This is a genomic window from Paenibacillus sp. Pae15, assembly GCF_024519685.1.
GTDB lineage: Bacteria > Bacillota > Bacilli > Paenibacillales > NBRC-103111 > Paenibacillus_G > Paenibacillus_G naphthalenovorans.
This window is the reverse complement of sequence record NZ_JALJRM010000001.1, coordinates 38,233-59,321: the sequence shown is the minus strand read 5'-3', so window position 1 is coordinate 59,321 and position 21,089 is coordinate 38,233. Positions and strand designations below refer to the sequence as shown.

Genomic DNA, 21,089 nt, shown 5'->3' with positions numbered 1-21,089 from the left:
TATACTAAATTTACAATAAAATAATATTTTGATAAAATACGCAGCTCCCGAAGTGATGATTCAACAAAGGGTTGGAAAGGAGGGAGTCGACCTTGATTAAATTGGACAGGTACATGAAAAAGAAAATAAAAGGAAAGAAATTCATTGGGGCCGGCAGAACGCGAATCGTATACGATTTAGGCAAACGCCGTGTGTTTAAAGTAGCCAAATCCAAAAAGGGAATCCGGTCTAATCAAACGGAAGTCATCTTGTATAAGTCATCCGAGAGACCGATAAAAAAACACCTTGCCCGAATTATCGATTACGACACGTCATATCGCTGGGTAACCATGAAAAAGTATAATAAAAAATTCCCCAATATTCCTAAATATAGAAAAAAACTTAAGAAATTAGTAAAGAAATTTCATAAAAATGGAATCCTTCCCCCAAGGAGTGTACGCGATTATCATACACCCTATACGCCTAACCTGCGTTTAAAACGGAATAATCGGGTCGTGGTCATCGATTATGGGAACTTTAAATATAAACGATAAATAAAAACAAAAGAAATATGGAGAGCATTGCCGTGAAGGATTATAGGGAATGATGCATTTTCAAGGAAAATGAAGGATGTAAATGGAGCTATCGGCAGCGCGGCTCCTTTGTTGTTTATGGCGATCATGAAGACCTGTAACCTTAGGAGAAATCTGGAGAAAAGTGAATTACATAGAAGAAGTGCAGTTGGGAGCACAACCGTAACACTCTTTCATGTAAGCAAGCCCCGGGATGAGGCTTGCTTATTTTTTTCCAAATTAATGCCAATAATTGCGGGTTGTGACCCGATACCATCACCCGGTACAATGAAAAAGGATGAAAGGAGAGATCATACCATGAAAAAATGGACGATGGCCATCCTTTTCTCATTCCTTTTATTTTTTTCATTTGCGGTATATGCGGATCACGCAAACGCCGCACCAACGCTCAATATGGGCAGTTCCAATGGGGATGTATGGGATGTGCAGTACCGGCTGAAGGTTTTGGGTTACTACCAGCAGCCCCTAGACGGTAAATACGGAGCACACACAGCCTCCGCCGTACGCAGCTTTCAAAAAAATTACGGCCTCACGGTGGACGGCATTGTTGGGGACCGCACGTGGGCTATGCTTAAAAAATACAGCTTAAATCAGGCAGAAATCGATATCCTGGCCCGCGTTATACACAGCGAAGCACGCGGTGAACCTTACATGGGCAAGGTGGCCGTAGGAGCTGTCGTCATGAATCGGATACAGTCGCCTTTATTCCCGAATACAATTCAAGGCGTAGTTTTCCAGCCAAGAGCCTTTACTGCTGTAGATGACGGACAGTATTGGTTAACACCCGACCGCAGCGCCTATCTGGCAGCCTTCGACGCCGTACGCGGTTGGGATCCGACGAAAAACTCGCTCTATTACTTTAATCCCGACACGGCAACGAGCGCATGGATTTGGACGCGTCCGCAAGTGTTGAAAATCGGTAAGCATATTTTTGCGCGTTAATCCGTTGGAGGATGCATATCACAACCTTTAACCAGTACCCTTATGAGGGTGCTGGTTTTTATTTTAACTTTTATTGGCACCTTTTATAACTTTTATAAAGACAAATTTTGAAAACAGTTTGTCGTCTTTTACATATATTTAGTCACTTTAAATTAGCGGTTTGTCCTGAAAATAGGCCGCTGCCTCTTTCATCAAGTATGATGGCATTACAGAACAAATTAGAGAAGCTGACCATTATGCATTGAGGGAGGGCATGAATGATGCCGAACATGGTGAAACAGAAATTGAAAAACGGACAGTGTGCCACGGGCTGCTTTATCGGGTTTCATTCTCCATCAGTAGTAGAAATACTCGGACATACAGGTTTTGATTTTGTCGTTATTGACAACGAGCATGGCCCGTTTAGCTGGGGAGAAGTCGAAGAGATGATACGCGCCGCGGAATTGGCCGGAACCGTTCCGATTGTACGGGTGGCTTACGATAAATCCGATATTCAAAAAGCGCTTGACCGCGGTGCGATGGGACTTCATGTTCCGATGGTCAATACGAAGGAAGAAGCGGAAGAAGTTGTGCAAAAAGCAAAATATCCTCCGGTTGGCAGAAGAGGCACGGCCTATTCATGCAGGTCGGCTCAATACGGTAAAGGAGGCGGCGCTGCCTATTTGCAGCAGTCCAATGAAGAAATCCTGATCGCCGTACATATTGAAACGCCGGAAGCCGTCGACCATATTGATGAGATTATGAGTGTGCCGGGAATTGACATTTGCTATATCGGTCCAACGGATTTGTCGGTCACGATGGGGTACAGTGCTGAAGGACCGGAGCACCCGGAGGTTCAACAAGCGATGGACCGCGTGATGGCGGCAGGACGGAAGCATGGGGTTACGGTGGGGATTCAGGTGGCGAGCGCGCCGGCTGTGACCCAAAAACAGCAGTGGGGAGCTCCTTATATCGGTATTGCGATTACACCCGTGCTGTATAATGCACTCGGAGAAGTCGTAAAAGCCGGTAATCCGTTAAGCCGATCAAAATAATCCGGAAGGAGATGAGGATGATTGAAATATTTTGCTGTCTTTTTACCGATGCTTAGTCCGGAAAAGAGCCAGGAATACCGTCCGCAGCACCTTGATTATCTGGCGATCAGGCGCAAGGAAGGAAAAATTTTTGCCAATGGCAGATTCTTGGACGGAGCCGGAGGTCTGGTCATTTATAAAGCCGATTCGGAAGAGGAAGTCAGGCATATCGTCCAACAGGACCCTTATGTGATTCACCAGGCAAGAGGTTATGAGATCCATGAATGGGAAATGGTAACGGAGGCGATTCTTCCCGAATCGTAAAAGCTTCTCGCAAGGTCCTATGAACTCCGGTTTATAGGACCCTTTACGCAAGCGTATTCTGAACAAACCACAGGAGGGAAACATATGAAGGTTGCTTTCATCGGGCTCGGGAATATGGGATTGCCCATGTCCAAAAACTTGGTTAAGGCTAATTATGAAGTGTATGGGCTGAATCGCAGCAAGGGCCGCGAGCAGCTCTTTGCCGAGGCCGGGGGGAAGACGGGCTATTCGCTTCCCGAGTTAGCGCGAATTGCTGATGTGATGATGACCTGTTTGCCTTTTCCCGCTGATGTGGAGGAGGTTTTCCTCGGCTCCGACGGGATCGTAGCCAACGGACATGCCGGACAAATCCTGGTCGATTTCAGCACGGTATCTCCGGACCTGAACCATAAAATAGAGAAGGAAGCCGCGAAGAAGGGGATAGAGTTTTTGGACGCGCCTGTAAGCGGAGGGAATTTCGGAGCAGAGAGCGGAACATTAAGCATAATGGTCGGCGGGAAAAAGGAAGTATTCCATAAGGTATATCCTTTGTTTGAAGTGCTGGGGAAACAAATTTATCATACCGGACCTGTAGGCAGCGGAACGATTATCAAATTGATCAATCAATACATGGTCGGCGTTCATACGCAAGCAGCCAGCGAAGCGTTCATCATTGGAGAAAAAATGGGCATCGACGGGCCATTGATGTTCGACATCTTAAATGCAAGCTATGCGCAGAGCCGGATTTTTGAGAGACACTACACGAATTTCATTGCCCAAAATCAATTTCAAGCGGGGTTTGCTTTGAAGCTGCTGTTTAAAGATTTGACGCTGGTACAAAAAATGGCCGAAGACAATGATATAAACCTGCCTATAGGGAAGCCAATCACATCTTTGTTTCAACAGGCAAAAGAAAGCTCACATGGAGATAAGGATATGTCGGCAATGGTTTTATATGTCAAGGAACTCCAGAAGTAATGGAGCATATGGCATTCACTTAACGGATTCTTGTGTTGTTGATGAAGTGCAAGAAAATATCCCCTGAACAGCCCACGTGCCATCGTGGGTTATTTGTTTATTATAAAATCGTTATTGACATCGCACGATCATTAGAATTAATATGAATTCAGATATATCAGTTAAATATCTGATTGACATCTATAAATTTGTAAATTATAGTTCCTCGTAAAGGGACGATCGTTTCCGGAGTTACCTCTACCGTAAATGAGAAATGCTTAGCAGGTTTTATGGAAGCGCTTTATAGGATTCCGATTGGTTACTAGCTAAGGAGGTGATTCATCATGTGGGAATTACTGCGTCAGCTAGCGGAAAACATGGCGATGATTGTAACCATTGCCTTTCTGTTGACCCGGATCAAATCCTTTCACCTTATTTTTCAAAAGGGTTTAAATCAACAAAGTAAAGTGATCATTTTTGCCACATTTGCCTTATTTGGAATTGTAAGCCATTACATAGGAATCCATATCATGACGGATCATCTCGCGCTTACCGCATGGAATTGGGGAACCAGCAATGGTCACTCTTCCATCGCCAACACCAGCCCCGTAGCCACGATCATGGGGGGGCTATTAGGAGGTCCCGTGATCGGTTTGGGAATTGCCCTGGTCATTGGAGGATATCGTTTTCTATATGGCGGATTCGCCGATTGGGCTACGCTGGGTTCATTCCTTATATTAGGGTTACTGGCTGGTTGGGCCGGCGCATATTTGAAGAGAAAAGGTAAAGTGACTCCTTTATCGGCCTTATGGGTGGCGTTGTTCTTAGAACTGATTCATATGGCCATCCTTTTGTTTCTCCCCGAGCCGGATATATTAGCGTTTCAATTGGTACGTTTAATCGCCATTCCCATGATCGTCATTAATTCACTAGGGGTTTGGATTTTTGCGCAAATATTGGAGACCGTTCTAAAGGAAGATGCGAAAGCACGCGCTTTTGAAACGCATAAAGCCTTGTTTATTGCAGACAAAACGCTTCCCTATTTCCGTCAGGGACTTCATGCTTCCTCATGTAGAGAAGCGGCGAAAATCATCCATAGGCAAAGCGGCGCCGACGCTATTGGTATTACGAACCGGTTGGAAATCATTGCCTATGTTGGCGGCGGCGAGGAAGAACTATACGTGTCCCAGCGGATGCATCAATCCTTAATTCGAAACGCGTTGGTGTCCGGCCAGAGGGTCGTTTTTAAGCGCCGGAACAAACAGGAGGAGCAGACATTCCCCTTTGCCATGGTCATCGTTTTGCCTCTTGTGGTCAGCGGAGAACCGATCGCCGCCCTCTTGCTGTACTACAGAAAGGCGCATTCCATGAGTGCTGCGGAGGAAGAGCTGGCTGAAGGATTGAGTAAGCTGTTCTCTACCCAGTTGGAACTGGGTGAGGTAGAGCGGCAGAAAAAGCTGCTTGCCGATGCGGAGATCAAGGCGCTTCAGGCACAGGTTAATCCGCATTTTCTCTTTAATTCCATTAATACGTTAGTTTCCATATGCAGAACCGATGCCATGCTGGCAAGAAAACTGTTGTTGGATTTGGGGACGTTTTTTCGCAGTAATTTACAGGGCGCCAGGCAGTTATTCATTCCGCTGTCGAAAGAACTGGAGCATGTCCAGGCCTATTTAGCCTTAGAGCAGGCCCGTTTTCCGGGACGCTATCGTTTAAATATACAAGTTGAACCCGGACTCGAGGAAACCTTAATTCCTCCTTTCACTCTGCAGCCGCTGGTGGAAAATTCAATCAGCCATGGATTTGCAGGCAGAAGGAAAGGAGGAATGGTGAATATTCAAGTTTACAATGACCAAGGTCATGTAGTGATTGAGGTCAAAGACAACGGAAAAGGAATGGATAAGGAAAGACTGAACCTATTGGGGAAAAAAGCGGTTGATTCTCATAAAGGCACAGGCACTGCATTACATAATATCCATGAACGCCTGCATGGGCTCTACGGAGCCAATGTTTCTATGAAGATTAGCAGTGAGAAGGATAAAGGAACTCAAATTGAACTGCGGTTTCTACGAACAGATGGAGGGGAGTATGGGGATGCTGAGAGCCTACTTGATAGAGGACGAGCCATTTGCTAGGGATGAACTTAAATATTTGCTTGCCAGATTGAGAGAAGTCAAGGTCATAGGAGAATCGGATACGATGGAGGAAGCCGTTTCCGATATTAAACAATTAGAGCCGGATGTGATTTTTTTGGATATATGCCTTGCGGATGGAAGCGGCCTGGAGGTTGCAAAGCAAATTAACAGGCTAAAACGTCCTCCATGGGTTGTGTTTGCTACGGCTTTTCATCAGCATGCATTGGAAGCATTTGAATTGAATGCGATTGATTATATCACCAAGCCATTTATGGAGGATCGGATCGAGCAAACCATTGAGAAAGTCAAAAAGCTGACGGAGCAGCAGAAAGCGGAGGGATCTCTAACCCATTCTAAACCATCTGAAAAGCGTAAAAACAAGCTTGCCGTCTCGCAAGGAGAGCGAATCATTATGGTTGACATGGACAAAATCGTATATATTGGAACAGAAGACCGACAGGTTGTACTGAAATCGGTGGACGCCAGGTTCAAGATTGATGCTCCGTTATATGAGATGACCCATAAGCTGGGAAGCTTCCCTTTTTTGCGTACCCATAGGGGGTATATCGTGAATGCGGACTTTGTAGCAGAAGTGGAACCTTGGTTTAACGGGACGTATAACCTTTTATTGAGTGACGGTTCCAAAGTTCCGGTCAGTCGTTCCTATATCAAGGAAATACGTGAATACTTAGACTTCTAAGCCGGCTATCCCAAAAAAGTTGCACATTGGAGATAGCCTTTTTTCTTAACATTCAGGGATTTCACATAGCAAATATGCGGGAGGGATGTACATCGTGCAAATGGGTAAAAGCTTTCGATCATCTTTGCTTATTCCTGTACTGCTATTAGGGACAACGGCCTGCTCACAAGCTCCGAAGCCTGTGAATGAAATGGTTAAACCGGTTTATCCGCTTAAAAATATAGAAATGGTTGTCGGATATACCGCGGGCGGAGGCACGGATGTCGTGGCTCGTATCGTGGCGAAGACTGCAGAAAAGTATATGCCAAACGGTAAAACCATAAGAGTAACCAATAAACCGGGCGATAGCGGAACGAATGCCCTTGTCGACATTATGCAAGCGAATCCAGATGGATATAAGTTAGGGTCTGTATCCGCAGGCAGCTTGGCGATCCAGCCGAACTACGGTAAAACCCCGTTTGCATCCGACAGCTTTATTCCGATCGCACAGTTTAACTCCGCGCCAAACATCCTTGTAGTTAGGGCCGATGCCCCGTGGAAAAGCTACGATGAATGGTTAGCCTGGGTAAAGCAGCATCCCGGCCAGTTTACCTATGGATCAAGCGGAGCAGGCAATACCCAGCACCTGGCGATGGAAGCTGTTAACATCCTGGAAAGCATCCAAACCAAGCATGTACCCTATGACGGCGCAGCGCTTTCGATCAAAGCTTTGTTGGACGGATATGTGCAGGGAGTGATCGTTCTGTCGCAAGAAGCCAAGCCGCATGTGGATGCCGGCTCGCTGCGCGTACTGGCGAACTTGGGGACGTCCCCGACGAAAGCCTACCCGGATGCCGTGTTTTTGAGGGAAAGAGGATTTATCGGCCTGGACACCTGGTCGGGCGTGGTTGTGGCGAAAGGCACCCCGCAAGAGATCGTGGATACGCTTCGGGATGTGTTTAGGAAAGCGATGAATGATCCGCTGCTCAAAGAAGAATTCAACAACATCGGCCTCGAACCGGCTTATGCGGACAGCAAAGAATTTGCTGAAATCATTGCCCGAACAAGCAAGTTAACCAGAGACGTAGCTAAAGTCATCGGTTTAGTCAAATAGCGGTGATTTTGTCGCCATAATGAATCGTTTAGTTATTTCATATCAACAGTTCGTCTTGAAAATGTGTTGTTACCGCTTTCATTAAGTATGATAAGCCTATAGAGTCTACTACACCATTGAGGAGGGTTTATATGCAAATCGGGAAAAGCTTTTTATTCACGCTGCTCACAGGCGCGCTGGTTTTGGGGTCTGCAGGCTGTTCCAATGCTCCTGAAACAAAACCAACGGGTGCTGAGCAAGCTGCGGAAACACAGAACAAAGAGACCAAAACCGATTTTCCGAAAAAGGATATCGAACTCGTGGTTGGCTTTGCCGCAGGCGGCGGCACAGACGCCGTTGCGCGAATCGTTGCAAACGTTGCCAACAAATACATGCCGGGTGGCAGATCGATTGTCGTATCCAATAAAACGGGAGGCAGCGGAACGATAGCTCTGGCCGATATCCTGCAGTCGAATGCTGACGGGTATAAGATCGGTTCCGTAACGACCGGTAACCTGGCGATTCAACCCAATTACGGCAAAACTCCATTTCAAATAGACGACTTCATTCCTGTTGCGCGATTTAATTCCGCACAAAACCTGTTGGTGGTCAAGGCTGACGCTCCTTGGAAAACGTATGACGAGTGGCTGGATTGGGTGAAGAAAAATCCGGGCAAATTTACCTACGGGACGCCAGGGGCAGGCAATACTCAGCATTTAACGATGGAAGGCATCAATATTCTGGAAGGCATCCAAACCAAGCATGTACCGTTTGACGGTGCGGCGCCTGCACTTACGGCTTTGTTAGGCGGTCATGTGCAGGGGGCGGTCGTTCTGACACAGGAAGCCAAACCGCATGTGGACTCCGGTACGGTGCGCGTACTCGCTAACGCCGGCACAAGCAAAATTGAGGCCTTCAAGGATGCGGTATTCTTAAAGGATAAAGGATTTGTAGGTTTGGACACCTGGTCCGGCGTCGTTGTTCACAAAGACACACCGAAAGAAGTCGTCGATATTCTTCGTGAGGTGTTCAAGAAGGCGATGGCAGATCCATCGATCAAAGAGGAATTCAACCGGATTGGTCTTGAACCAGCCTACGCGGATAGCAAAGAATTTGCCGACATCATTGCTCAAACGAACAAGACGACCGGCGATGTGGCAAAGTCCATTGGTCTAATCAAGTAATTTTCTTAAAGGGCATGTCTGTGCTGCGTGCTGATATGCCCTTATCATCGGCAAAGGAGGTGGTTGATTTTGATGAGACAAAATGCCGGTGTTTGGGCGGCGATCTTCATTTTTCTGTTCGGCTTGATGTTCTTTTGGATGTCTCTTTCGTTTGATTATATGGGGCCGGAGGGGCCTGGACCGGGCCTTCTTCCTTTGTGGCTAAGCGGGCTTCTCATCATTCTCTCGGTGGTTTACATGATGAATTCCATAAAGCATATTACCAGGTTCAAGGATATTTTGCCGAGAGGGAAGGGTTTCATCAATATCGTAACCATCATCGGGTCATTTCTTCTCTTTCTACTAACCGTTAAATCGATTGGCTTTGTGATGGCCGGGACCCTTTTTCTTTTCATTCTGCTGGCAAGAGAGTACCAATGGTACGCCGGCCTTGGGATTTCCATTGGAATTTCGATTATTCTGTTCTGGGTGTTCTGTAAACTGCTGTCTGTGCCGATACCGGTTAATGCCTGGGGGTGGTGATGCCGTGGAACTATTTTCGAATTTGTTCGTTGGTTTTGAACATGCGATTTCCGGATGGAATTTGTTATATTGCTTGGTCGGCGTCACGATAGGGATGCTTGTCGGAGTTATGCCGGGCTTAGGCCCGACGGCAGGTACGGCCATCCTGATTCCGCTTACCTTCGGGTTGGACCCGATGTCGGCGATTATCATGCTTTCCGGAATTTTTTACGGCGCGATGTACGGGGGGACTATCACCTCCGTATTAATTAACACCCCCGGGGAAGCGGCGTCGGTGATTACCTGTCTTGATGGTCATCAAATGGCTAAACAGGGAAGAGCAGGCGTTGCGCTCGGAGTGGCCGGCATAGGCTCCTTTATCGGGGGGACGGCGGCGATTCTGGGACTTGCTTTTGTCGGTCCGCCACTTGCTCATTTCGCGCTGCGTTTCGGTCCGCCTGAATTTTTTGCTTTGATGATGGTAGGATTGTTAATGCTCATCGGTTTGATGGGAAGATCGCTGGTCAAAGGTATGATTGCGGCGATTATTGGACTTCTCCTCTCCCTGATCGGAATGGATCCTGTCTCCGCATCGATTCGCTTTACCTTTGACCAAATGGAATTGTTGAATGGTTTTGATTTTGTTGCCATTGCGATGGGGCTTTTTGGGATTTCGGAGATTTTGCTAAACGCCGAAAACGCCATGAAAGTGGATAAGCCGCCGAAGGTCAAGGGACTGTTCCCAAATAAAGAGGAATGGGCGCCGACGATGAAAGCGATCGGGCGCGGTACAGGGTTAGGTTTTATATTGGGCTTGATCCCGGGCGCTAATGCGGTCATAGCGTCACTGATGTCGTATTCCCTGGAGAAGAAAATGGCGAAAGACCCCACCCGTTTTGGAAAAGGAGCCATTGAGGGTGTGGCAGGACCGGAAACCGCGAACAATGCCTATAGCGGTGCGGCCCTGATTCCGCTCTTTACGCTGGGGATCCCAAGCTCGCCAACAGTTGCCGTCATTTTAGGCGCTTTTATCCTCCACGGCTTGACGCCGGGTCCCCAATTATTCCAGAACAACCCGGATTTCGTCTGGGGAGTCATCGCGAGTATGTTTATAGGTAACCTGATCCTGTTATTTATGAATCTTCCGATGGCCGGAATGTGGGCCAAAATCGCTTTGGTTCCTTATAAGTTATTGTTCCCGATCATTTTGATCATTTCTATTCTGGGTGTGTACAGCGTTAACAACAGCTTATGGGATGTCGGGGTCATGTTTATGTTCGGAATCATCGGCTACTTTATGAAAAAGCTGGATATTCCCATCGCGGCAACCGTATTGACCTTCGTACTCGGAGCGCTGATCGAAACCTCCTTACTTCAATCCCTGGCGATGTCGGAAGGTTCGTTAATGATTTTCTTTGAACGACCGATATCCGCGGTTCTTATGATCGTGGCCCTGGTCGTTCTGGCTGGAAGTATCATCAGTGTGGTGAAGAAGAAAAGGGGAATGCTTGCCAGCGATGTAGAGATGTAAATGAACAGAGAGGATTTGATAACCCATGAAACGTTATAAAGTGATGGTGGCCCAACCGATCGCCAAGGAAGGATTGGAAAGATTGGAGCAAGCGGGTCTGGAAGTGATTTATCCGGAGCAGCCTATCGATGACCGCTTGTTGGAGGTTCCGGAAGACTGCGATGCGATTCTCATAAGGACTGCGCAAATTGGCCGTCAGGTGATCGAGCAATGTCCTCAGCTAAAGGTGATTGCCAGACACGGGATCGGGGTGGATAACATCGATATGGCGGCTGCCTCGGAGAAAGGGATATTCGTTACGAACGTTCCCCGGTCTAATACCAACTCTGTAGCCGAGCATGTGGTCGGAATGATGATTGCCCTTGCCCACCATATCGTTAAAGCCGATAAAGAGCTTAGAAAAGGGCGTTTCGAGGTTCGTAACCTTTTTATCGGATCCGAGCTTGCGGGAAAGACGTTAGGATTGATTGGTTACGGCAATATCGGAAGGCTGGTCGTGAACAAATGCACCTCAGGTTTAGGCATGAACGCCATCGTTTATGATCCGTATGTAAAAGAGGTTTATTTGGATGGCGTTCGTCTGGTCGATTCCATCGAGACGATTTTAACGGAATCGGATTTTGTCTCACTTCACCTTCCTTACTTGCCGGAGATGCACCATTTTATTAATGCGGAAGCATTGAAGAAAATGAAGAATTCAGCTTATCTCATTAACTGTGCAAGAGGCGGACTGGTGGATGAGGAAGCCCTCTATCATGCCATCCAATCGGGTGATATCGCGGGCGCCGGGCTGGATGTATTCGAAGACGAACCTGCGCCGAAGCAGCACCTGTTATGGGAATTGGAGCAAGTGATCGTCACTCCTCATATGGCCGCTCATACGAAAGACGCTTTAATTCGAATGGCTGTAGGAGCCGCAGACGAAATCATTGCCGTATTAAACGGCAAAGAACCGGCCCATTGTGTGAACCGGCATCAACTCAATAGAACAGGTGCTATAAACCAATAAATGACAATACGGCCCGGACGCAGCAAATGATTTAGTAGAATGAGAGGGGAAAACGGGTAGTTATGTCGAAGGATAGATATCTAACTTTTTTAGTGTTATAATACATAACGTAAAATGAACTAAAAAGGGGCGGTTCTATGCGTTTGCTTCTGATGAAACATTTTTCTTTTGACGACGAGTCATGTTTTGTGACATGGGCATCGACTCATCACGGTTACGTTGAAACTTTTGTGCCCTCTGAAGGCCGCCGTTTCCCCGATGTTTCTTCGTTTGATTTATTAGTTATCCTTGGCGGTCCGATGAGTGCTTATCATGAGCAAAGACATCCCTGGATATCCGCGGAAAAAGCTTTTATCCGAAAAGCTGTTCATCTGAAAAAAATGGTACTGGGTATATGCCTTGGAGCCCAGCTGTTAGCGGAGGTTCTGGGGGGCAAAGTATATAAAAACGAACAAAAAGAAATTGGTTGGCATCCGGTTTTTCGGACAGGTCAATCCCACTTTCTGATGAAGGACTTGCCCGATCGCTTCTATTCCTTTCAATGGCATGGCGATACATTTGAGCTTTCTTCTGAATTACTGCACCTCGCTTATTCGGAGGCATGTCAGAACCAGGCATTTGCTTACGGCGACCGTGTACTTGGTTTACAGTTTCATCTTGAATCCACGCCGAAATGTATTGAAACCATGGTGTCAGAATGGTCTTCTGAATTAATAGACGCTCAGTATATTCAAAATAAGGAGCAGATCAGTCTGCAAACGTACCGGCATAAAGACTCCGAGGCTATGCTTCACAGCATATTGGATAATTTTCATAAGCTTTACTTATTGGAAATGCCGGTTTCAACGACATTATAGTCGCGTGAAGTTTGGGGTGATCGTAAACGGCAGCAGGATGACCGGGTGGCCAAGCCGGAGTCTTTCGGCATCAAAACATACGGGAAGCGAGAGTGGAGCAGTATGCCCCGGCAGCTGCTCCACTTTTTAAACATTAAAGGGACGGTGTGCGGGAGAAGCCTGGCATTGTGATTATATCAGCTCCTATCCCAACATCGTTTAGTATATTGACAAAAAAAGATAAGAACCCGTATGCTCTTTATGTGTAATAATTACTATCGATTGAGATTTCAGTTTCTTCATCAAATGAAGCATAGGAGGTATCCGATATGCATAATTATTACGTTTTATAATCGTAATAATTACATAAATATCTTTGTGTTAAAGGTAGCGGCTTTACATCAAGTTTCCCTGCAAATAGGAGAAGGGGAGTGTCTTGGCGTGGTCGGCGAAAGCGGCAGCGGTAAAAGTACGCTGGGAAGGCAGCTGCTTGCTTTGGACAAACCCGACCGCGGAGATATCCGATTCCAGGGGGTATCCCTTGCCGGTCTTCAAGGAAAAGCCATGCGCAGGATGAGAAAGCATATTCAAGTCGTGTTTCAGAACCCGACGGCTTCGCTGAACCCGCGGCTTCCCGTCTGGCGTTCCATCATGGAGCCGCTTGATAATTTCCCTGAGGTGATCCCGCCGTTTCTGGCCGATGTAAGGCACTCCGGACCAGAAACGGCGGCCAAGCTGTTGGAGATGGTCGGTCTGTCCGGAAATTACTTGGAGCGGTATCCGCATGAGATGAGCGGCGGGCAAAAACAGCGCGTGGCGATAGCCCGCGGGATCAGTTTGAATCCCAAGCTGCTGATTTGCGATGAGCCGACCTCCAGCCTGGATGTATCTGTACAAGCCCAAATCTTGAAGCTGCTGAAAAGCTTGCAAACCAGGCTCGGCATGTACATTTTGTTTATTTCCCACGATCTCACGGCCGTCCGCATGATCAGTAACCGGATGATCGTGATGAAAGCCGGACAAATCGTAGATCAGTTTCAAGCTGACCAAATATTGCACGAAGAGCGGCATGAATACACGAAGCTGTTCATTCGCGCTGCGGGTTAGCAGAAAAAATCGTCGTCGTCGGCGGCAGATGAAAAACGGCGTTTTCGTTTCCTCTTCTGGGCGGAGATGCCGGATAGGATGGCCGCAGCTGGAGGAGTATGAATTGTCCCGGTTGTAACGCAAACCAATTTTAGAAAAACTCAGCCGCTATCTATAGCATGTCTTCACCTGCAATCATAGTCTGTTCTATGAGGCCAATTCTATTCTATGTCGATGCGCGCTAGATCGTAATGCCGGAAAGATCAGGAAACGGAAAGAAACGTTTGGATTGCCTAGATGGCAAAAATCACTCCGCCAACGGTACGGCGAGGGGAGAAACTGTGATATGAAAATATTAATCGCGACATACTGGCATCTGCCGCATGTCGGCGGAGTATCCACATATGTGACCATCCTTGCCAAATGTCTTGAACAATCCGGTCATGAAGTGGACATCCTTGCCCAGCATCCTGATATGACTCATTACTATTTTCTGAACAATAGTCTAACCTTCAAAAAAAGCTCTCTCATCCGGCAGGCTGAGCCTATCGTTTTGAGCCATTACGAGGAAAGCCCGGCGATGCTTACCCCATGGATGTTTCGGCGGGAATGCGAGAAATATGCGTTCCAGCTGGCGTGCCTGCAAACCCGGCTTGACCATTATGACGTGATTCATACGCAGGATATTTATTCGACGCTTGTCCTGAGCAGAGTAAAGCCGGCCAACATCCCTCTGGTCGCGACGATTCACGGCTGCCTGGCGACCGAGTGGGTAGAAAATAACGAGGCCCGTTATCTTTCGATGATCGAGCGGGAGTATTTGGCTTTAGAAGAGTATTTTGGCTGCATGTCTCCGGATTCCTTGATCTTGCCGAGCCGCTGGCTTGTTGACCGACTGTCCTCGTTCCACATTTCTCATGCGAATACGCATATCATCCCTTATGGTATTGATCAACATGCCTTTCAACGTTCTCAGCCTGCCCGTTTGAAAATAAATGTCACATCCAGGGAACCTCAACCCATCATTATCGCCTGTCCCGCCCGCTTAGTTGCCATTAAAGGTCAAACATATCTCCTCGAGGCGATGGCCTTGCTTGTGCGCAAACGGAAAGGCGTCGTCTGCTGGCTCATTGGAGACGGCCTCATGAAGGAGGATTTGGAGAAGCAGATCCATCAACTCGGCATTCATGAATATGTAAAGCTCCTGGGCAAGCGTTCCGATGTGCCGGAGCTCCTGGCATCCGCCGACATTGTCGTGCTTCCTTCATTGCAGGATAATCTCCCGTTTTCCATTATAGAGGCGCAAAGTGCAGGGAAGCCGGTGGTGGCCTCCAGAGTAGGCGGCATCGCAGAAATGATTGAAGACGGCAATAACGGATTTTTCGTAAGCCCCCGGAATGCGCAAGAACTGTATGAAAAGCTTCTTCTTCTGGTAGAAGACGGCGCTTTACGTGAGCGATTGTCGAACGCAGCCAAAGCATTTGCTCATAAGGTATGGAATGATCAGGTGATGACCGAACGTACGTTCCAAGTGTATCAAGAAGCGATCGGTAACCAGAAAGCAATGGAATGGAAAGAGGATTTTGTCAACCGATTAACCGTCCGTTTCTGGGAGTTATTCGATACGGAGCGGGAGCTACCGGTTCCATCCGTTACGGCCGTGAAAGGAAACGTTGTTGTTCAAACCGATCCTCTCCGCGGAGTTCCTGGCGCCCATGTCCATTTGATCGATATGTCCGGGGTTGTTCTCTGCAGCGCTCAAACCAATCACAACGGACATTTTTTGTTTCCTGACGTACAACCGGGCAATTATGCATTGGTTTGCTCTGCGGCAAATCTTGGCAGCAGAACGGTAAAAACAGCCGTTTCGGCCGAGGAGCCGATTTCGGTCGAAATCGTACTTCCGGGTAAACCATAACTACATTTGGAGGGATAGGGGTTGAGCAATCAGAAGCCATTTTATTTATGGAAGCAGTTAGAAGGTGAAAGAGAGCATGACCGATTCGGACATCGGATCGTTTCCGGAGATATTAACGGAGACGGCCACGATGAATGGATCATTGCGGCAAGCACGGCGACACATATCGAAGATGAATACGGAGTGAATCCGATCCCCCATTATTATACGGGAAAGCTGTACGTGTACTCGCAGGAATTAAGGCTTTTGTTTATTTTAAAAGGGGAGAAGTACGGGGAGTGCTTCGGCTCTTCTGTTGCGTTGGCGGACATGAATGGCGACGGCATATGCGAGATTATTGTCGGCGCGCCGCGATCAAGCTCCGGTTCCCGGATCGAGTGCGGAACAGTATCGGTTTTTTCCGGCAGAACGGGAGAATTGCTTGACCGATGGGATGGCCAAGAAGATTACGCCAAGCTCGGAACGGCCATCACGATTTTGGATTGGAACGGCGATGGGGTGCCGGATATCGCAGTCTCGTCCCATTACATGGATCCCGACGGCTTGGAACGGAACGGGAGGGTTACGATATTTTCAGGTGCCGACAAGAGCGTTCTGGCGCAATTTACAGGAGTAGAGCGGGAGGGCTTGGGCTTTGCGCTCGCATCAGGAGACGTTAACGGAGATGGGAGGGACGAGATCGTGATCGGCGCCCCCCGCTTTTCAAAAGCCGGAGCGGAGCGAACGGGAAGAGTTCTTATCTATTCCCAGGACAAGGGTTTACTGTACGAGTCCGCGGGGCGACGCTCCTATGATGAATTCGGATACTACGTTTCCGTATACGATATGGATGGAGACGGAGCGCAAGAGGTGATCGTGGGTTCGCCCAAGGCAAGCGGTGAAGAAGTAAGATGCGGAACGATCACGATAATTTCCGTCTATCAAAACAAAATACTTTTGGAAAAGGAAGGCTGGTTCGGGCTTCAGGAACTGGGATCAAGCGTTTTTCCTCTAGTCGATCGAACAACCGGCACTCCGATGGTACTGGCCGGAGCCCGAGCCGGGAGTAGCTATGTATTGAATATGGGCGGAGAGGTCGTTCATGAGTTTAACGGCAGCGAAGCCGAAGTATTTGGTTATTCGGTTTCGAGCACACGCAATCATGAAGGGGCTTGGATCGCAATCGGCGCCATTTCCGGTATGAATCAAAAAAAATTTATGTCAGGCTGCGTTTATTTCATGTCTTCCGTACCTCCCATTGAACCAAGCCGGGAAGCTCCAATCCTCGTTCCGGTGACTCCGACATCCAATAGCTCCGGGGATCAAGCCGGGAAAAAAATATTATTGGCCACGTACTGGTATCTGCCCCATGTGGGGGGCGTAGACGTGTACGTTCGACTATTGAAGGAACAATTAGAGCGGGCAGGTCATCAGGTGGACGTGCTGGCGCATCATCCGGATATGGCGCATTATTACCTGGTGAATGGAGGGGAAATGGTTGAAAAATGGCCGATTAAATCGGTCATTTACGATAAGGTGATGCGATTCTTCCAACGTTTCCTGTCCCATGTAGACCCCTGGATCCGCTATCGTGAAATTGAGCGTTACTGCTTCGAGGTGGCGGCATCGCTGTTTGATTTAAAGCAGTATGACGTGATTCATACGCAGGATATCATTTCAACTCGTGCGTTATCCAGAGTTAAACCGCCCTCAACCGCTTTGGTGGCTACGATTCATGGTCTGCTGGCCAAGGAGCATTTGATATCGGGTGAAATCAGAAGTAAAGAAAGTTTAGCCTGGAAATATGCATCGGATGAAGAGTATTACGGGTGCATCTCTGCGGATTCCACGATTGTACCTGCACATTGGCTGCGCAGGGAATTGGCTCAATTCGGCGTACCGCCGCAAATGCTGACGGTCATCCCCTACGGGATGGATACTCAAGCGTTCGAAGACCGGCTCAAGCAGCCTTTTACCGGGCAGGCGGACAAGAAGGGGGCGTTTACGATCAGCTGTATAGCAAGGCTTGTTCCTGTGAAAGGGCACCGTATACTGCTGGGCGCTTTGCGCAGATTAACTTCGGATCCGTCCTGGCATTGCTGGCTCATCGGAGACGGACCATTGCACAACGATATTCAACAGTTGATTATAGACTACGCATTGACGGAGCGGGTAACGCTGCTTGGAGATCAGACCAACGTACCTTATCTCCTGAACCAATCGGACCTTATGGTGCTGCCTTCCCTTCAGGATAATTTGCCGTTTTCCATAATGGAGGCGCAGTTGTCAGGCGTTCCCATCGTGGCTTCCAATGCCGGCGGTATTCCGGAAATGATCCAACATGAAAAAACAGGACTGTTATTTGAGGTGGATCAAGAAGAGGAGCTGGCCCACCGGTTGGTAAGCATGATGAACGATCCGCTATTGAGGGAGAGTCTTGCTGCGCAAGCAAAAGAATGGGCGCTGAAGCAATGGTCTTCCGTTACCTTAATCGAACGGACAATGGCGGTATACGATGAAGCCCTGAAGAAGGTGAAGAAATCATGATTTTTTCTTTTGACTTCTATGATCATGATAACCCGCAGCTATGGTCGAAGTTGGAAGAAACACTGCCTGCAGATTATACTTTGCTGGATCCCTCGTTCCTCCAATCGCTCGAACCGACGATGCCGGTCGAATCTTTCATCGAAAACTGCGGCATTCCCGGGCCGTGGGACGGGGAGGAGACTTTCTGGACATCTGTTTTGGAGAGGCTCCCGCAAACCTACTCCATTCCCGACCTGACCCTTTTAAAAAGGTTGTTTGAAAGTTAGCGGAAATCAAGCCGGATATGCTCACAGAATATCCGGCTTGATTTCTGTTTTGGGCAAATAATGCCGAGCTTGCTGAACCCTCTTTGCCTCGTAAACCGTTATTTGTCTCCATCATTTTTTTGTTCATTTGCTCCGCCGGCGGCAGCGGAGGGCAGATCCACTGCGGTCGATATTGGCCCCTCTGAAAGTAAGTCAATTAAAGGAGGTTCCACCATTCCTTCCACAGAGACATCATTTTCTATCGCTGTCGTTCGTAAGGAAGACTGCTTCTCCGCAGAACTGATCTGCTCCGCCGGCAGGGACAATCTTTTAACAAAATCAGAATCCGGAATGGAATAGTTGCTAGGCATGTTTGCGACGATCGAATCCCACAATTCGTGGTTTACCTGGATATTGTTCGAGGTGTCTACCTCAAACGAAAACAGGGAGTTGTATTGATCCGCGGGTGCGAGCGCACCGGATGAAAACTCTTCGGCCGGCCAGACCGGAGAAACGGGGATGCTTACCGTGTCTCCTGCAACTAACTGAAGATCTTTGCCCGGCTGCCTGCTGAATAATTTCCTTTTCTTCATCTGTCTTTTTCTCGCCGCTTTTCGGAGCAATCTCATTTTCGTCGTCCATTTTCTTTGTTTAACACGTTTGGAGCCCAACTTTTTTCTGGCCGCTAATTTTTTCTTGAGCCGCATGATTTTACGTTTATTTCGTATTTTCTTGTTTTCTGCTGCCGAACTTTTCCTCAATTTTGTCACCGTGTTCAGCTTGCGTTTTCTTAGTAATATCTTTTTCACATCTGCTATTTTTTTCCTCGATAGGAGTTTGGCTTTGCGTCTTTTTGAGACGGATACTTTATACACCGAGGCTTTATTTTTCAGTTCCTTCAAAATTTTCATCAGCCTGTTTTGACTGATGATGGCTTTGAGCTTTCTGCTTAACAGATTCCGGTGACTTACTCTCACTTTATCGCCCAATATGAGTACCTCCTCGCCGTACAATTCTTTTGGATACTATGGATTCGTAAGCATCGAATGTCTGCTCCATCATCTTTTCTATAGACCAGTGATACAACGCCCATTGTTTGGCCTGTTCGCCCAACCGCCTCCGGATCAGATCATCCTCAAGAACGCGTAAAAGGTTTCGATACATAGCTTGGCTTTGGCCTGCGGGGGAAACTAAACCGGTTTTACCGTGCTCGACCATTTCCGGAATGCCTCCGGCATCGGAAACAACAACGGCTTTTCCTGCAACCTGAGCTTCCATGACCGAGAAAGGCAGGTTATCCTGCAAGCTGGGAAGAACAAAAACTTGCGACTGTTTAAGCAGAGCAGGCACATCGGATCTTGCTCCCAAAAACAGGACGTGCTCCTGCAAATTCAAGTTTAGGCACTGCTGCATCAAATCGCCGCGCAGCTCTCCATCCCCCACAAGCCAGCATACCCAATCGCTTCTTTTCTGTTTCAGCAGGGACAGTGCTTCGAGCAAATGCTTGTGCCCTTTCACGGGAACGAGTCGGGCGGGGCATATGAGCACTTTTTTATCCGGCGGGTTTTTTAAGGTTGTTCCTTGTTCCATCTTTCCCTGAAATGCGCGAATATCCATACCGTACGGGATGACCTTCATATGATTTTTCGGAACCTTGAACTCCGAAATGTTCAAATTTCTGAGCCATCTGGTTGGAACGATCGTCATATCGCTCGAGACGGCTCCATAATATTCCTCAGCGGATGCGTATTTCCATGGCAGCGTGTTTTTTCCGGTAACTTCCCCGGAATAAATAAACTCTTTAGCGAGGCACCCGTGAATCGTTGCAATCAAAGGAGTGCCTTTGGGTTTGACTCGCCACAGCGCTTTGGTCGATACGATATCCTGCGTATGGATCAGATCGTATTTTTTTAGACCAAAGGAAACGGCTGCCGTTTCAAAGCAATATCTCTCGATTTCTCTCCAGCGGATCCAGGGATCGACGTGGGCCATTTTTTGCTCATAATAGGTGTACACTTTTTCGTAAACAAACTCTTTAATTTTAAATTTCTCCAGCGTTCGGCCATTATTCGGCATATAATACTTTTCCATGTCAGGATAGTGAGCGAATACGTCCACTTCGTGCCCCATCTTTTCCAGCTCATTCTTTAAAATATCCACATAAGTGGAAACACCACCTACGTGAGGTAAATAAAAATAGGTGCTTAACAGTATTTTCATATCCTCATCCCTTCCTTATCGGCCCTCGGATTCATTGTATGCTCCGTCTCGCAATGCTGTAAGGTATAAACAACCATTTTAATAGGCTATCAACCTCATGCATGATCTGCTTTTAGGTAGATTGGAAGCCTATAACAGGCGGTTTTAGGGGTATTCTACTATATTTCGGCAATCTGGATATGAATCTATGACACATCAAAGATCCTAAACTCACGATAGGGCAACCAGCGGGAAAAGGGGATTGGACAATAAAAAAAGCGGGAGTTCATTCGGTCCATGGTCATTCTACTATTTTTCTCCTTATGGGGTATCAATCTATGACGCATAAAAGATCTCCAG

19 protein-coding genes are annotated in these 21,089 nt (G+C 47.6%); 17 read left to right on the top strand and 2 right to left on the bottom strand.

Annotated elements, in window-relative coordinates; all coding sequences use genetic code 11:
- Positions 1-92: 92 nt before the first annotated feature.
- The 17 genes from NR121_RS00265 to NR121_RS00185 all read left to right on the top strand — a co-directional run bounded on the left by NR121_RS00265 (position 93) and on the right by NR121_RS00185 (position 18,551).
- On the top strand, positions 93-533 hold the full coding sequence (locus tag NR121_RS00265) for a hypothetical protein (RefSeq protein ID WP_256830077.1): 441 nt from the start codon (positions 93-95) through the stop codon (positions 531-533).
- Positions 534-869: 336 nt separating this feature from the next.
- Positions 870-1,514, top strand: a complete 645-nt coding sequence (gene sleB / locus NR121_RS00260) for a spore cortex-lytic enzyme (protein WP_062408251.1) — start codon at positions 870-872, stop codon at positions 1,512-1,514.
- 257 nt (positions 1,515-1,771) lie between these two features.
- Positions 1,772-2,548: an HpcH/HpaI aldolase family protein gene (locus NR121_RS00255; protein ID WP_254611195.1), complete on the top strand. Its 777-nt coding sequence runs from the start codon at positions 1,772-1,774 to the stop codon at positions 2,546-2,548.
- Between the two features lie 21 nt (positions 2,549-2,569).
- Positions 2,570-2,851 carry a YciI family protein gene (locus tag NR121_RS00250; protein WP_054817236.1) on the top strand — a complete coding sequence of 94 codons (282 nt, stop codon included), beginning with the start codon at positions 2,570-2,572 and terminating at the stop codon, positions 2,849-2,851.
- Positions 2,852-2,935: 84 nt separating this feature from the next.
- Entirely contained in the window at positions 2,936-3,808 is an 873-nt protein-coding gene (locus NR121_RS00245) for an NAD(P)-dependent oxidoreductase (protein WP_256830075.1), read from the top strand.
- Between the two features lie 323 nt (positions 3,809-4,131).
- Entirely contained in the window at positions 4,132-5,922 is a 1,791-nt protein-coding gene (locus NR121_RS00240) for a LytS/YhcK type 5TM receptor domain-containing protein (protein WP_062408256.1), read from the top strand.
- Positions 5,882-6,622, top strand: a complete 741-nt coding sequence (locus NR121_RS00235; RefSeq protein ID WP_256830073.1) for a LytR/AlgR family response regulator transcription factor — start codon at positions 5,882-5,884, stop codon at positions 6,620-6,622. The genes NR121_RS00240 and NR121_RS00235 overlap by 41 nt, the downstream gene beginning before the upstream one ends.
- A 100-nt stretch (positions 6,623-6,722) precedes the next feature.
- A complete protein-coding gene (locus NR121_RS00230; RefSeq protein WP_254777634.1) occupies positions 6,723-7,715 on the top strand; it encodes a Bug family tripartite tricarboxylate transporter substrate binding protein in 993 nt (330 codons plus the stop codon).
- Positions 7,716-7,846: 131 nt separating this feature from the next.
- Positions 7,847-8,878: a Bug family tripartite tricarboxylate transporter substrate binding protein gene (locus tag NR121_RS00225; RefSeq protein ID WP_054817243.1), complete on the top strand. Its 1,032-nt coding sequence runs from the start codon at positions 7,847-7,849 to the stop codon at positions 8,876-8,878.
- A 72-nt stretch (positions 8,879-8,950) separates the two neighbouring features.
- Positions 8,951-9,400: a tripartite tricarboxylate transporter TctB family protein gene (locus NR121_RS00220; RefSeq protein WP_054817244.1), complete on the top strand. Its 450-nt coding sequence runs from the start codon at positions 8,951-8,953 to the stop codon at positions 9,398-9,400.
- Positions 9,401-9,404: 4 nt separating this feature from the next.
- Complete coding sequence (locus tag NR121_RS00215; protein WP_074729607.1) at positions 9,405-10,910, top strand: tripartite tricarboxylate transporter permease; 1,506 nt, start codon at positions 9,405-9,407, stop codon at positions 10,908-10,910.
- 25 nt (positions 10,911-10,935) lie between these two features.
- Positions 10,936-11,919 (top strand): hydroxyacid dehydrogenase, encoded by a 984-nt coding sequence (locus NR121_RS00210; protein ID WP_062408264.1) that lies wholly within the window; start codon positions 10,936-10,938, stop codon positions 11,917-11,919.
- Positions 11,920-12,056: 137 nt separating this feature from the next.
- Complete coding sequence (locus NR121_RS00205; RefSeq protein ID WP_054817246.1) at positions 12,057-12,776, top strand: type 1 glutamine amidotransferase; 720 nt, start codon at positions 12,057-12,059, stop codon at positions 12,774-12,776.
- 315 nt (positions 12,777-13,091) lie between these two features.
- Positions 13,092-13,862: an ABC transporter ATP-binding protein gene (locus NR121_RS00200; RefSeq protein ID WP_054817280.1), complete on the top strand. Its 771-nt coding sequence runs from the start codon at positions 13,092-13,094 to the stop codon at positions 13,860-13,862.
- Positions 13,863-14,187: 325 nt separating this feature from the next.
- Complete coding sequence (locus tag NR121_RS00195; protein WP_256830069.1) at positions 14,188-15,759, top strand: glycosyltransferase; 1,572 nt, start codon at positions 14,188-14,190, stop codon at positions 15,757-15,759.
- 21 nt (positions 15,760-15,780) lie between these two features.
- Positions 15,781-18,285, top strand: coding sequence for a glycosyltransferase (locus tag NR121_RS00190; RefSeq protein ID WP_256830067.1), 2,505 nt, complete (start codon positions 15,781-15,783; stop codon positions 18,283-18,285).
- Entirely contained in the window at positions 18,282-18,551 is a 270-nt protein-coding gene (locus tag NR121_RS00185) for a hypothetical protein (protein WP_054817250.1), read from the top strand. The genes NR121_RS00190 and NR121_RS00185 overlap by 4 nt, the downstream gene beginning before the upstream one ends.
- 98 nt (positions 18,552-18,649) lie before the next feature.
- Here NR121_RS00185 and NR121_RS00180 read toward each other — a convergent pair whose 3' ends face one another.
- On the bottom strand, positions 18,650-19,519 hold the full coding sequence (locus NR121_RS00180; RefSeq protein WP_256830066.1) for a hypothetical protein: 870 nt from the start codon (positions 19,517-19,519) through the stop codon (positions 18,650-18,652).
- On the bottom strand, positions 19,509-20,750 hold the full coding sequence (locus tag NR121_RS00175; protein ID WP_074729613.1) for a glycosyltransferase family 4 protein: 1,242 nt from the start codon (positions 20,748-20,750) through the stop codon (positions 19,509-19,511). The genes NR121_RS00180 and NR121_RS00175 overlap by 11 nt, the downstream gene beginning before the upstream one ends.
- Positions 20,751-21,089: the final 339 nt, after the last annotated feature.

Bases quoted from the DNA above. Each gene is read 5' to 3' on its own strand.
- sleB (WP_062408251.1), top strand. From the start codon at position 870: ATGAAAAAATGGACGATGGCCATCCTTTTCTCATTCCTTTTATTTTTT.
- NR121_RS00255 (WP_254611195.1), top strand. From the start codon at position 1,772: ATGATGCCGAACATGGTGAAACAGAAATTGAAAAACGGACAGTGTGCC.
- NR121_RS00245 (WP_256830075.1), top strand. From the start codon at position 2,936: ATGAAGGTTGCTTTCATCGGGCTCGGGAATATGGGATTGCCCATGTCC.
- NR121_RS00240 (WP_062408256.1), top strand. From the start codon at position 4,132: ATGTGGGAATTACTGCGTCAGCTAGCGGAAAACATGGCGATGATTGTA.
- NR121_RS00235 (WP_256830073.1), top strand. From the start codon at position 5,882: ATGCTGAGAGCCTACTTGATAGAGGACGAGCCATTTGCTAGGGATGAA.
- NR121_RS00230 (WP_254777634.1), top strand. From the start codon at position 6,723: ATGGGTAAAAGCTTTCGATCATCTTTGCTTATTCCTGTACTGCTATTA.
- NR121_RS00225 (WP_054817243.1), top strand. From the start codon at position 7,847: ATGCAAATCGGGAAAAGCTTTTTATTCACGCTGCTCACAGGCGCGCTG.
- NR121_RS00220 (WP_054817244.1), top strand. From the start codon at position 8,951: ATGAGACAAAATGCCGGTGTTTGGGCGGCGATCTTCATTTTTCTGTTC.
- NR121_RS00210 (WP_062408264.1), top strand. From the start codon at position 10,936: ATGAAACGTTATAAAGTGATGGTGGCCCAACCGATCGCCAAGGAAGGA.
- NR121_RS00205 (WP_054817246.1), top strand. From the start codon at position 12,057: ATGCGTTTGCTTCTGATGAAACATTTTTCTTTTGACGACGAGTCATGT.
- NR121_RS00195 (WP_256830069.1), top strand. From the start codon at position 14,188: ATGAAAATATTAATCGCGACATACTGGCATCTGCCGCATGTCGGCGGA.
- NR121_RS00185 (WP_054817250.1), top strand. From the start codon at position 18,282: ATGATTTTTTCTTTTGACTTCTATGATCATGATAACCCGCAGCTATGG.
- NR121_RS00175 (WP_074729613.1), bottom strand. From the start codon at position 20,750: ATGAAAATACTGTTAAGCACCTATTTTTATTTACCTCACGTAGGTGGT.